Genomic DNA, 13,026 nt, shown 5'->3' on the forward strand with positions numbered 1-13,026 from the left:
GATAGCCGTTTTTCTAGGGGGAAAACAACAATCTATGAGAAAGGCAGAATTAGTAATGCATTTTTGTAAAATGCCGTCTTATGTACTTTATATAATTACTATACTTGGCGCATTTTCCATAAAGACACATGCCCAGGGACCTATGCCTGATGAGATAGCCCGTGACATGATGAGCTGTAATGCCTTCACTGTTCCTGTATCGGAAGCTACGGCTGAGACAGAGGATAACCTCATGCAGACAGCTCTTGGTGTGCGGCCGGCTACAGTGCAGATTCAGGTCGGCTCTGAGTATGGAACCGGGAATATTATTTCCATAAATAACGAAAAGATTACAATCATCACTGCAAAGCATGTTGTTAAGAAATGGGATGATGAAAAAAGTAACTATGTAATTTTTTATAATGGGGCGATTGCTGATGCCACGCTTGAAGTTGTAGATGGTTACTATGATGCAGCGGTGATAAGCGTGAAGACCGCCGATGTAGATGACTTCAATCTTATAAGACTGAGAAAGATACAGCTTGACTACAATATTATTAATGACTTTGATCAAAAGAAAAATGAGGTTGTTTTTTCATTGGATTCCGAACATGTTGTTAATGCCAAGGAAACTCAGACCTATGAGTATTATGGGAATAGTACAGGTATAGGTGGTAAGTATATTTATGGGAGAGTCATCAATCCGGACATTATGGTTAACGACTATGGTTATAATATGGTCTATGTAAAATGTGATGCGCACAGCGGAATGTCCGGTGGTGGAGTGTTTGATATAGACGGCAATTATGTGGGCATGCTTGTTGGCGGATCGGATAAGAAGGAGATGGTTGCCGTGAGATTGTCGGATATTAAGGAGATGGTTACATCACTCGGTCTGGATTGAGTTTTAGTTTTGTGGAATAGAAATGTAAAAAATCACTATCATTGGATAAGCCGGTGGTAGTGTTTTTTTATGATTAAAAATGCTCTGCCCAAGTAATAATATTTCGATATAAAAATTAAATCCTGAATTAAATATTAAGATATTCTTAATTTGAAAATAATCTCTTGTCATGGTTTTTTCGCTGTGATATAGTCTCAACTTGTCGGCGTTCTGTCGACAATAAGTCAGGAGTTTTTCCGAGACGATTTTCCATTTATTTTTTCCTAAGTTTTTATGAAAGGCGGTTTTTAGATTTTTATGAGACCAATTAAACAGAATAATTCGATGAGAGAGCTTTTGAAAAAGCTTAAGAGACATGACACCCTTGTGCTTGCAGCGGGTGTGGTAGCAGCGACAATAGTTTGCGGAGCATTCGTCTACGTGACTACTCCGGCTATCAGCGCTGATGCAGCACAGCAGGAGGTTCGAAAGGATTCGCTGGGAGTACAGAAAAAAGCGAGCACTCAGCTTAATGAAATACAGGAATACCTTGAAAAACTTGATGAGGTAGTGACAAGCAGTCAGGAGCTTGTAAAGGATATTCAGACTGTTCAGAACGAGCAGAAGGAACTGACGGAGAAGGCACTTTTGGAGGAGAAGACTCTTTCAACGGAAAAGACCAATAACAAAAGTGATAGTACCGTTACAAATAACAGCAAGGTTGTAGAGAAGATAAACGGCCTTGATAAGGAACTTGAGTCAATTCATTCCGAGATTGCATCCACCGGTGAACAGGTTAAGAAGCTTGGCGAAAGCATGAAAAATGGCGGAAGTGAAGACTCCAATAAAGATAAAGAGAGCTTTGCGCAGATCACAAATGCACTGGGAGACCTGAAAAAGACCTGCGAGAAATCGGGAACAGACATTAACGGAATTATTGAGACACTTAAGAGTGAGAAAAGTACTCAGACAGAATCTCAGAAGGAAGTCATTAATAACCTTGAGACAATCGTTAAGTCACTTGAGAAGGTCGGCACAAGTGAGAATCTTACAAAGCTTGAAAACAACCTTAAGGAGACTCAGGCATCATATGTCAGCATGCTTAATGAAGTAGAAAAGAGCATAAATAAGACTACAGATAATGTAAAAAAGGTAAAGGAACATGTTGGCAAGGTCGGCGAGAACGTTAAGGAAGTTGAGAACGGAGTAAATAAAGTCAGCGAAAATGTTCAGAGTGTAGAGAACGGAGTAAATAAAGTCGGCGAGGATGTCAAGAGCGTCGGTGAGGATGTTCATAGCGTTGGAGATGGAGTGAATGAAGTCGGAGAGAACGTTAAGAGCGTTGGTGAGGATGTTCATAGCGTTGGAGATGGAGTAAATGAAGTCGGCGAGAATGTCAAGAGCGTAGGCGAAGATGTTCATAGCGTTGGAGATGGAGTGAATGAAGTCGGAGAGAACGTCAAGAGCGTCGGTGAAAATGTTCAGAGCGTAGAGGACGGAGTAAGCAAAGTCGGCGAGAATGTTCAGAACGTAGAGGACGGAGTAAGCAAAGTCAGTGAGGATGTCCATAATGTAGGCGATGGAGTAAATGAAGTTGGTGAGGATGTTCATAGCGTTGGTGAAGATGTCCAGAGCGTAGGCGAGGATGTAAGTGAAGTCGGAGAAAATGTTGAGAGCACCCTCAATGGAGTAAATGAAGTCAGAAAGGCTCAGGAAAGCTCCAAGGACAAACTCAATGGAATTGATAATAATATTAATTCAGTAAACACCGGTGTGGGTAGTCTTAAAACCAGCATCAGCTCAATCAACAGCAAGATCGATGCAAATACCAAGAAGATAAATGACATTGCTGACAAGGTAAACTCGGTTTTTCAATGTTCGGACAGTAATCGTAAGAAACTAGCATCCATACTGTCCGATCTGTGTGGCTATAAGGCCACAAAGGATGCCACATTTGATGAGCTTATTGAGGCTGTAAAGCTCATACCTGCACATGTAATAAATTCTAAGAAGGTTACATATCAGTATCACAAGCATACAGATGGTAAAAACAATATTTCTGCTGAGACCTGTGATCATAGAGGTGGGTGTTTCACTATTGCGGTAACACATGTTCATACACAGAACTGCTACCGCGATGAGAGTGTCTATGTATATACTCCGCAGTTTGAACAGCTTCATAATAATACTTCAAGCATGGGCAGGAGAGAAACTTTCAGATGTGTGATATGTAACAAAGGACTGACGGATAGCGAATATAAAAAACATACACATAGGACCACATCTCTTGATGAAGCAAAAGGTGGACGGGAATATACTGTGGAGACAACCTACCAGAGACTTGCCTGCACGAAAAATTCAGGCACTGTAGATTATTACGCACCAGGGTGCGGCTACAAGAATGGTTCCATGGAAAAGGCAATTATAGATTTTCCTAAGCATTATACCAATCCTAATCTGATTAAAACATCTAAGATGGCAACATTTAAGGGACTTAATATAAAAGAGGAAATTTTCCTGTTTGATGAAAATGAAGATGCGGTTTTGTTTGATGAAAATTACCCCGAAGATGATATTTCAGATGAGACATTATTCGAATTCAAAATAGCGGATGAAACTGTACCTGAAGAAGCCGGTTCAAATGAAAACGGGGCTGAAGATAATAAATCAGGTGAAAATGCTACCTCTGAGGATGTGCAGAATGATAATTCACAGTCAAATACACAGGATGGAAATGCAGAGAGCGGAAATACACAGAATGAAAATGCGCAGAATAATGGTGAAAACCAGGGCGCTTCGGATACTTCAAATGGAGGCGCTGGAAATGAAGACGCTTCAAATACAGGTACTTCAAGTGCAGACTCTACGGAAAGTGAGCAGACAAATACAGAAGCAGCTACTAATATAAGCAATCAGGAGAATTCCGGAGAAACGACGGCCGATAACGCAAAAGTAAATAGTGAAGGAAATACTCAGCAGAACTCAGACCAAAGTACAGAGCAGAATACAGACCAAGGTACTGAACAGACTGCAGCGCAGGATTCAGACAGGAATGAAGAGCATAATGAGGAAAGTGCCGGTGAAAACAATACCGTTAACAGTGAAAATGCAAACGGAGAGACTGGTGGAAATACAGATGCTGCCAACACCAACGGGGCGTCTGCCTCAAATGACGGTAATAGCGAAGGCTAACACGTTTTCTTGACGTAATTGTACTCTGGCGATAAAATATGCGTTGATGACTACTTAATAGTATAGAATATATAGTATTGAATGAAGACCATATTATAAAGAACGGAGAGTGATAGAAATGACTAAAATTGATATTATATCCGGTTTCCTTGGAGCTGGAAAAACAACGCTTATTAAAAAGCTTTTGAAGGAAGCTCTTGCAGGAACCAAGACTGTACTTATAGAAAATGAGTTTGGTGAGATCGGTATTGACGGTGGATTCCTTAAGGAGTCAGGAATTGACATCAGAGAGATGAATTCAGGTTGTATCTGCTGTTCACTTGTTGGAGATTTTGGTACATCTCTTAAGGAAGTTATGGATACCTATGCACCTGAGAGAATTCTCATTGAGCCCTCGGGTGTAGGCAAGCTTTCTGATGTTATGAGAGCTATTCAGAATGTTGCTGATGAGAGTGAAAACCTTACAATGAACAGCGCAGTTACAGTTGTTGATGTAAGCAAGGCAAAGATCTACATCAAGAATTTCGGTGAGTTTTTCACAAATCAGATTGAAAATGCCGGAACAATTCTTCTTACAAGAACAGATAAGGCTGATGCAGCTAAAATCGAGAAGGCAGTGGAGCTTATCAGGGAGCACAATCCCAAGGCTACAATCATTACAACTCCTCTCGCAGAGCTTTCAGGAAAAGAGGTTCTTGATACCTTTGAAGGCAACCACGATCTTGAGGCAGAGCTTTTGAAGGAAGTTCTTGCAACGAAGGCTGATGAGCACCATCATCATCATGATCATGGCTCAGAGAAGTTTACTGATGAGGAAGGCGTTACAGTTTACAGAGCTCACAAGCATGATCACGACCATGATGAACACGACCACGATCATGAGGAACATGAGCATCATCACGACCACGATCATGACGAGCATGAGCATCATCACGACCACGATCATGACGAGCATGAGCATCATCACGACCACGATCACGACGAGCATGAGCACCATCATGACCACGACCACGACGAACATGAGCATCATCATGACCACGATCACGACGAGCATGAGCATCATCATGACCACGATCACGACGAACATGAGCATCATCATCACCACCACGATGCTGATGATATCTTTACCAGCTGGGGCATGGAGACTCCTGCCAAGTACAGTAAGGCAGAGATAGAGGCTATGCTTGGAAGACTTGAGGAAGAGGAGAACTTCGGTATCGTCCTCAGAGCTAAGGGTATGGTTCCAGATGAAAATGGCGGCTGGATTGAATTTGATTATGTTCCCGGAGAGCCTGTAGTAAGAGAAGGTTCTGCTGATGTAACAGGTAAATTCTGTGTAATCGGTGCCGAGCTTAATCAGGATAATCTTGAGAAGCTGTTTAGACGTAAGCTTTAAAACAATAGGTGGGGGCAAAAATCGTTTTGCTCCCATCATTTTTTCATGTTAGATTATTACTTATAGTCGATTTGAGCTGAAATATGTGTCATGGAGCAGTTTTTATATGTTTGGAAGGAAGAAAGAAAAGAAGATGAAACCGGTATATGTAATTAATGGATTTTTAGATAGTGGTAAGACAGATTTTTTCAAGTATACTCTGGCTCAGCCCTATTTTAAAACAAAGGGACAGACACTCCTTATTGTCTGTGAGGAAGGCGAGAATGAGTATGATGAAAAGCTCCTTACTGCTACAAATACAATCCTTGAGACAATAGAGGATGAGGAGGATTTTACTCCTGCCACTATGATGGCACTTGAGGCAAAATATGACCCGGAGAGAGTGCTTATCGAGTATAACGGTATGTGGAATTTTAAGAATTTCCGCCTGCCTAAGGCATGGAGACTGGAGCAGCAGATTACAATCATTGATGCTTCCAGCTTTGAACTGTACTTTACAAATATGAAGTCCCTTCTTTCAGAGCAGCTTAGAAATTCAGAGCTTATTCTGTTCAACAGATGTGATGGAATAGAGGATCTGGCTACCTATAAGAGAAATGTTAAGGCAATTAACCAGAAAGCAGATATCATATTTGAGGATATGAACGGAGAGGTTGATGTGACCCTTGATGAGGATCTTCCTTTTGACCTTAACCAGGATCCTATTGAGCTTAACAACTTTGGATATGGCATGTTCTATCTTGATGCGCTTGAGCATGTTGACAGGTATGACGGCAAGAAGGTAAGATTTACTGCCATGGTAGCCAAGCCCTTTGACATGGCTGATAACGCTTTTGTTCCCGGCAGAATGGCTATGACCTGCTGCGCAGAGGATATGCAGTTTTTGGGCTTTAAGTGTGAGTATGAAAAAGCGTCCGAGCTTAAAGAAAAAGAGTGGATCAAGGTTACTGCAGAAGTCAGGAAGGCACTTGTTCCAGAATATCAGGGCGTAGGACCTCTTCTCAATGTGATTGAGCTTGAGCACGTTTCAGAACCTGCTAACCCTGTAATTGATTTTTCCAATCCGGAAGTGTGATGAGGGCAAAAAAATACCTCAGATATCGGTGAGAAGATATCTGAGGTATTTTAATTGTATATTTATTTATCTTACTGAATCTTGTTAACAGCCTGAGCAAGACGTGAAACTTTTCTAGAAGCTGTGTTCTTCTTGAATACGCCCTTTGACTCAGCCTTGTCGATTGCTGATGTAGCAGCAAGAAGTGCCTTAGCAGCCTCTTCCTTGTTGCCAGCCTCGATTGCTGTTCTAACCTTCTTGATTGCTGTCTTAACGCCAGACTTTACAGCCTGATTTCTAGCAGCCTTCTTCTGATTTGTAAGAATTCTCTTCTTTGCAGACTTGATATTAGCCATAACTTCCTCCATAAATATTACTAAAAGATTGAATTGTCATCTAAGTTATATGGCTATGAAACCGGACACGGACAGTCAATGCCACATACACCATAATATTTTATACATTTGCCTTTCCGATGTCAAGGGATTTAACAAAAATGCTTTCCACAAGTTGATGCCACTGACTAGCTTTACAAACTCAGATAGTAAAAACAAGGTGTGAAAAATATGGCGGTTATGGTATCATTATTCAAGGTTTGCCATATTGGCAATGGTTTTAAGAATTATCAGAATGGAATTTGGAGTAACATGGCAGAATTTGATCAGAGTAAAATTAGGAATTTTTGCATAGTGGCACACATCGATCACGGTAAATCAACACTTGCCGATCGTATGATTGAGACTACAGGTGTCCTGACCAGCAGAGAGATGCAGAATCAGGTGCTGGACAACATGGATATTGAGCGTGAGAGAGGAATCACCATCAAGTCTCAGGCTGTACGTATGATATATAAGGCGAAGGATGGCGAGGAGTATGTTTTTAACATGATAGATACTCCCGGTCACGTGGACTTTGGATATGAGGTTTCAAGAAGTCTTGCAGCCTGTGATGGCGCGATTCTTGTTGTTGACGCGACTCAGGGTGTTGAGGCTCAGACTCTTGCGAATGTTTATCTGGCCCTTGACCATGATTTGGATGTTTTTCCTGTAATAAACAAGATTGATCTTCCCAGTGCAAGACCTGATGAGGTTAAGGAAGAGATAGAGGATGTTATTGGTATTGAAGCCCACGATGCGCCGCTTGTTTCAGCTAAGCTTGGAACAGGAATTGAGGATGTGCTCGAGTCAGTAGTTCACAGAATTCCTGCACCTACAGGTGATGCCGGTGCACCGCTTAAGGCACTGATTTTTGATTCAGTATATGATTCATACCGCGGAGTCATCGTATTTGTCCGTGTCAGAGATGGTGTTCTGAAAAAGGGAATGACAGCAAAGTGTATGGCGTCAGGAGCTTCCTGGGAGGTTGTTGAGGTAGGCTATTTTGGTCCCGGACAGTTTATTCCCTGTGATGAACTTGCTGCAGGCAGTGTTGGGTATTTCACTGCTTCCATCAAGAATATTCAGGATGCACGTGTTGGTGATACTGTTACAAATGCAGCAAATCCCTGTGATGAGGCGCTTCCCGGATATAAGAAGGTAATGCCAATGGTATACTGCGGACTTTATCCTGCAGATACAGCAAAGTATCCCGAGCTTCGTGATGCTCTTGAAAAATTGCAGCTAAATGATGCCTCTCTTTTCTATGAACCTGAGACATCACAGGCGCTTGGTTTTGGTTTCCGTGCAGGTTTCCTTGGACTTTTACATCTTGAAGTAATCCAGGAGAGACTTGAGAGAGAGTATAATCTGGATCTTGTTACAACCGCACCCAGCGTTGTTTACAAGATTCATAAGACAGACGGCACTGTGTTTGATTTGACAAATCCTTCCAATCTGCCGGACCCTGCAGAAATTGATTACATGGAGGAGCCTATTGTAAATGGTGAGATCATGGTTACAACAGACTATGTGGGATCAATCATGCAGCTTTGTCAGGAGAGGCGAGGCAAGTACATAAGTACGGAATATATTGAGGCTACCAGAGCGGTTCTTAAGTATGAGCTCCCGCTTAATGAGATTATCTATGACTTCTTTGATGCATTAAAATCAAGATCAAGGGGTTATGCTTCCTTTGACTATGAGATAAAAGGCTATGAACAGTCAGAGCTTGTTAAGCTTGATATATTGATCAACCATGAACAGGTCGATGCACTCTCATTTATAGTTCATAAGGATGGTGCTTACGATCGCGGTCGCAAGATGTGTGAGAAGCTTAAGGGTGAAATTCCGAGACATCTGTTTGAGATTCCGATTCAGGCAGCAATCGGAGGAAAGGTAATCGCCCGCGAGACCGTTAAGGCAATGCGTAAGGACGTACTTGCGAAGTGCTATGGTGGTGACATCAGCCGTAAGAGAAAGCTTCTTGAAAAACAGAAGGAAGGAAAAAAGAAGATGCGCCAGATCGGTAGCGTAGAGATTCCTCAGCAGGCATTTCTTAGCGTGCTTAAGCTTGACGAGGGAAATTGATAATAAACTTTGAGGTTTATACAGCTCGGAGAAAGAGAGATACTCTTAATCCGGGCTGTGTTTATAAGGGGAGAATTCATGAAAACACTGGGGATTTATATTCATATACCATTTTGCATACAGAAATGTTTATACTGCGACTTCCTTTCTTTTCCGAAGGGGAGGCAGGAGCAGACACTTTATTTTGATGCTTTGAAAAAAGAAATCGAAACCAGCGCGGAAGAATGCAGGGATTATGAGGTGGTGTCAGTTTTCTTCGGAGGCGGAACGCCCACATCAGTGGATCCACAGCACATTGTAGAGATTATGAAAATACTTAAAAAATTCTACAACCTTCGTGAAAACGCTGAGATAACAATTGAGTGTAACCCGGGAACTGCTGATGCCACAGCACTAAGAGAATATCATGAAGCCGGCATTAACAGAATCAGCATTGGGCTGCAGTCTGCAAATGATGAAGAACTAAAACGCCTTGGAAGAATCCATAACCTGCGACAGTTTGAAGAATGCTACAAAAACGCCAGAGAGGCAGGTTTTGTAAATGTGAATGTAGATCTGATGAGTGCTTTGCCCGGGCAGAGTGTTGAAGACTGGGAGAGGAATCTAAAATATGTTTGCGGGCTTAATCCGAAGCCTGAGCATATATCTGCATATAGTCTTATAATTGAGGAAGGGACGCCTTTTTATCAGATATATGAGGGTGAGGCAGCGCAAATTGAAAAAAATGGGGTGGTAATTACTGGGGATAACAAGGATGAGTATCCACCACTTCCTGATGAAGACAGTGAGAGGGAGATGTATCACCGAACCGGGGAAATACTTGGGGCCAATGGCTATCACAGATATGAGATATCGAATTATGCAATGAATTCTGAAGGCGAAGCAGCTAATGTGGGTACAGCCGGGCCTTTAGATGATGATGGTGGAAAATACGAGTGCCTTCATAATAAGCGCTACTGGCAAGGTGGAGATTACATAGGTTTCGGCCTAGGGGCAGCATCACTTTTTAACGGCGAGCGTTTTCATAATACAAGCGATTTCAGGAAATATCTTGAGGCTTCTGGAACGCCTGAAAAACAGGATGCAGAGAGGCTTGATACAGCAGCTCAAATGGAGGAGTTTATGTTTCTCGGCCTTCGTATGATAAGCGGTGTTTCGGCAGGTGAATTCAAAAATAAATTTGGACAAAGCATAGAAGATGTTTATGGTGAGATATTTGCGGAACTGATATCGGAAGACCTTATGGTACGCGAAGGAGATACTATCCGTCTGACTGACAAAGGGCTTGATGTCAGCAATTATTGTATGGCAAAATTCCTTATATGAACCGATTGGTAAGATTTTCATAATATATAACTGTGGAGCATGGAAATGAAAAAGAAATCTTTTATAAAAAGAATTATCATAGCCATCATAATAATCCTGATTGCGGCTACAGCATGGTTTGAGGTGCCGGTTACGGAGCATATAAATATTGATAGTAGCGGCAAACTGACAAATCCGGTCCGTGTTGCTCTGATTACCGATCTGCATTCCTGCTACTATGGTGATAAGCAGAAAACGCTCACTAAAATGATTGATAAAGAAAATGTGGACGCTGTTTTCCTGGCAGGAGATATTTTTGATGACAGAATGGCGGACAATAACTCTAAGGCTTTGATAGAGCAGATTGCGCCGAAGTATCCATGCTATTACGTGGTCGGCAATCATGAATACTGGAGTGGAAGATTGCAGCAAATAAAGGATTATATGATTTCTAATGGCGTTACAGTGCTGGAAGGAACATCAAGTGAGCTTGCAGTAAACGGAAATATTATAGATGTATCCGGGGTGGACGACCCTACTGATATGTCTTTATATGAATGGGAAAAACAAATGGAAAGTGCATCGACTACGTCTGACAACTTCAAAATTCTGTTGTCTCACAGACCGGAGGGAATTGAGATATACAAGAAATATGATTTTGATCTTGTTGTCACAGGGCATGCACACGGTGGGCAGTGGAGAATTCCTTTTACGGGATATGGTATGTATGCACCGGATCAGGGCCTTTTGCCCAAATATGTTGATGGTGTTTATGATTTGTCGGATAAAGCAAAAATGGTTGTCAGCAGAGGGCTTGCAAGAGAAAGGATGCCTTTTCCGAGATTTTTCAATCATCCTGAGATTGTGATAATTGAAATTGATTAAATCCAATATGGCTAAAAATCAGGTGACAGTGGTGTATTGCACACGATATAATTAAATAGTCACTATATGTGATCGGGGTATAGAAAAAACTAAGATAGTGTCAAATGATCTATGAAAAAACTGGGTCAAAAAAATAGGCTCAGATTGAACCTTGAAAATGTAGATATGTAGGTTGTGGTAACCTGACGCCACCCTTGACAGCACAAAAAATAACTGCTGTAGGTTAATCACCGACGGCGAAGAACTCAAGAACAATTAGATTTTCTCCGTCGATTTCAGCAGTGTAGCAGTTATTTTTTGTGCCATCAAGGGCAAGCCGCTGAAGCGGTGGCTGGGTTATTACCTCAGGCTCAGAATCTAAGAACAATCAGCTGGCTGCCTGAAGTTCCATGATTTTTTGCTGACCAAAGTAAATCATGAGCTGCCACTTGGCAGGCATGTTCTCAGCTTTGGATAGTATGTCATCAACTACTGGTGGTTTGAAGTCATTGAACTTATGAGGCCTCAGGAAGTTATAGTAGGCAACCCACAAAGTCAGATCATAGTTAGCGCCATCGTAGTTATCAAACCCATTAGTGATTCGATAAGATGCCTTATAGGTGCGGTTAAGACGCTCAATCATCTGTTTAAAAGGGCGGTATTCTTTGGACACTTCATCGTTGTTCTGGAGACCGATGACCTGTGTGATCTCAAACTTGAATCTGTCACCGAACTGCCTAAAGAACTGTTGGGCTGCAAGCGGATACGCACTATACCCATCAGCGATAAACTTGAAATTTTTGGGAAGCTCAGACATACCTTTGAATGCCATTCTCATTGCAAGGATGCATGGACCTACGCCACGGTTGTCAGATACCTGATAACCGATGATGGCTCTGGTAGCAGCATTCAGAATAAGCCAGACATAACCTTTGATGCCGCGCACCTTTATGTACGTTTCATCCGCAGCAAAGGCATTGCCTTTCTCATAAGGGTAATTGTCAACAAAAGGCTTTATACAGATGGCAGCTGTCTTACAGTAGTTAGCAACCTGCTGATGAGATATAGATATCCCATACAAATCAGATAATGCCTGTCTTGTTTTTCTCAAAGACAGTCCGAGATTGACATGGAACGTAAGGCACAGGGACATGATGTGGGCGTTGTGCTTGCTGAATTTAAGTGAGGATGCATTCTTTGGAAGAGAGTTCAGATCCATCTTAAAAAAATCTATCGAGAATTCGCGATAGATGTAGTGAAGCTTGTATTTATACTTGCCATTCTCTTCGGATAGATCCTCTTTATCGACTTTTTTAAGGTTGCTGAGATAGTAAGGACATTTGGGATTAACACACTTATGGATGGCGAAGTGCTTACGGTCTTTTATACGTACAAGAGTATGCTGGCAGTGAGGACATTTTAAAGATAACTGTTTATCAAAGCGATTGTCCTCAGGCGTAAAAGTAGTCTGGCAGATCTTACACATGAGCTGTCCAGCTTTACCATTGTTCTTGTAGAGATATGGCTGTGGTGCATGACATGATGGACAAGAACATTCCTCCGGGATATCGCATTCTGAACGTCTTTTGATTGGTTTAACGGGTTTGCCATAGCGCTGAGTATAGTAGTTGTTAAGGTCCTTCCAGTCCCAGTCCTGATGATAATAGACAATCTTAGGAAGTTCATCCACTTTGAACTTTTGATATTTGGGAGAATGTGAGTCATCGAAAGCCCACTGTTTGAGCGGTATATATCTGCAGATGAAGTTAATAAGCCAGCAATTCTGTTGATAGAGTTGGTGGATGATTTCAAGTAAATAAAGTATAATGTTCATGAGCATTGAGTCCTTTTCGGAGATGTTGATTTGGTCGTTGACATTATACCAAAA

10 protein-coding genes are annotated in these 13,026 nt (G+C 41.7%); 7 read left to right on the top strand and 3 right to left on the bottom strand.

Annotation, left to right across the window (positions count from 1 at the left end; all coding sequences use genetic code 11):
- Nucleotides 1-34 precede the first annotated feature (34 nt).
- From G602_RS0114050 to G602_RS0114070, 4 genes are all read left to right on the top strand, one after another.
- Nucleotides 35-883 (top strand): S1 family peptidase, encoded by an 849-nt coding sequence (locus G602_RS0114050; RefSeq protein ID WP_026659575.1) that lies wholly within the window; start codon nucleotides 35-37, stop codon nucleotides 881-883.
- Between the two features lie 297 nt (nucleotides 884-1,180).
- A complete protein-coding gene (locus G602_RS0114060) occupies nucleotides 1,181-4,054 on the top strand; it encodes a hypothetical protein (RefSeq protein WP_155829905.1) in 2,874 nt (957 codons plus the stop codon).
- 118 nt (nucleotides 4,055-4,172) lie between these two features.
- Nucleotides 4,173-5,450 (top strand): CobW family GTP-binding protein, encoded by a 1,278-nt coding sequence (locus G602_RS0114065; protein WP_026659578.1) that lies wholly within the window; start codon nucleotides 4,173-4,175, stop codon nucleotides 5,448-5,450.
- A gap of 106 nt (nucleotides 5,451-5,556) precedes the next feature.
- Nucleotides 5,557-6,525 carry a TIGR03943 family putative permease subunit gene (locus G602_RS0114070; protein WP_044932155.1) on the top strand — a complete coding sequence of 323 codons (969 nt, stop codon included), beginning with the start codon at nucleotides 5,557-5,559 and terminating at the stop codon, nucleotides 6,523-6,525.
- A gap of 71 nt (nucleotides 6,526-6,596) precedes the next feature.
- Here the strand turns inward: G602_RS0114070 and rpsT are convergent, their stop codons facing one another.
- Nucleotides 6,597-6,860: a 30S ribosomal protein S20 gene (rpsT, locus tag G602_RS0114075; protein WP_022760763.1), complete on the bottom strand. Its 264-nt coding sequence runs from the start codon at nucleotides 6,858-6,860 to the stop codon at nucleotides 6,597-6,599.
- A gap of 291 nt (nucleotides 6,861-7,151) precedes the next feature.
- On the opposite strand from rpsT, the gene lepA reads away from it, so the two are divergent.
- From lepA to G602_RS0114090, 3 genes are all read left to right on the top strand, one after another.
- Nucleotides 7,152-8,969: a translation elongation factor 4 gene (gene lepA / locus G602_RS0114080; RefSeq protein WP_026659581.1), complete on the top strand. Its 1,818-nt coding sequence runs from the start codon at nucleotides 7,152-7,154 to the stop codon at nucleotides 8,967-8,969.
- 78 nt (nucleotides 8,970-9,047) lie between these two features.
- Nucleotides 9,048-10,295 carry a radical SAM family heme chaperone HemW gene (hemW, locus tag G602_RS0114085; RefSeq protein ID WP_026659582.1) on the top strand — a complete coding sequence of 416 codons (1,248 nt, stop codon included), beginning with the start codon at nucleotides 9,048-9,050 and terminating at the stop codon, nucleotides 10,293-10,295.
- Nucleotides 10,296-10,340: 45 nt separating this feature from the next.
- Nucleotides 10,341-11,159, top strand: coding sequence for a metallophosphoesterase (locus G602_RS0114090; protein ID WP_026659583.1), 819 nt, complete (start codon nucleotides 10,341-10,343; stop codon nucleotides 11,157-11,159).
- 223 nt (nucleotides 11,160-11,382) lie between these two features.
- On the opposite strand, the gene G602_RS30535 is transcribed toward G602_RS0114090, so the two are convergent.
- Entirely contained in the window at nucleotides 11,383-11,526 is a 144-nt protein-coding gene (locus tag G602_RS30535) for a hypothetical protein (RefSeq protein WP_155829907.1), read from the bottom strand.
- Nucleotides 11,527-12,972, bottom strand: a complete 1,446-nt coding sequence (locus G602_RS0114100) for a DDE-type integrase/transposase/recombinase (protein WP_026659584.1) — start codon at nucleotides 12,970-12,972, stop codon at nucleotides 11,527-11,529.
- Nucleotides 12,973-13,026 lie beyond the last annotated feature (54 nt).

This window comes from Butyrivibrio sp. AC2005 (genome assembly GCF_000424145.1).
Lineage (GTDB): Bacteria > Bacillota > Clostridia > Lachnospirales > Lachnospiraceae > Butyrivibrio.

Coding starts and splice junctions, on each gene's coding strand:
- G602_RS0114050 (WP_026659575.1), top strand. CDS start 35: ATGAGAAAGGCAGAATTAGTAATGCATTTTTGTAAAATGCCGTCTTAT.
- G602_RS0114060 (WP_155829905.1), top strand. CDS start 1,181: ATGAGACCAATTAAACAGAATAATTCGATGAGAGAGCTTTTGAAAAAG.
- G602_RS0114065 (WP_026659578.1), top strand. CDS start 4,173: ATGACTAAAATTGATATTATATCCGGTTTCCTTGGAGCTGGAAAAACA.
- G602_RS0114070 (WP_044932155.1), top strand. CDS start 5,557: ATGTTTGGAAGGAAGAAAGAAAAGAAGATGAAACCGGTATATGTAATT.
- rpsT (WP_022760763.1), bottom strand. CDS start 6,860: ATGGCTAATATCAAGTCTGCAAAGAAGAGAATTCTTACAAATCAGAAG.
- lepA (WP_026659581.1), top strand. CDS start 7,152: ATGGCAGAATTTGATCAGAGTAAAATTAGGAATTTTTGCATAGTGGCA.
- hemW (WP_026659582.1), top strand. CDS start 9,048: ATGAAAACACTGGGGATTTATATTCATATACCATTTTGCATACAGAAA.
- G602_RS0114090 (WP_026659583.1), top strand. CDS start 10,341: ATGAAAAAGAAATCTTTTATAAAAAGAATTATCATAGCCATCATAATA.
- G602_RS0114100 (WP_026659584.1), bottom strand. CDS start 12,972: ATGAACATTATACTTTATTTACTTGAAATCATCCACCAACTCTATCAA.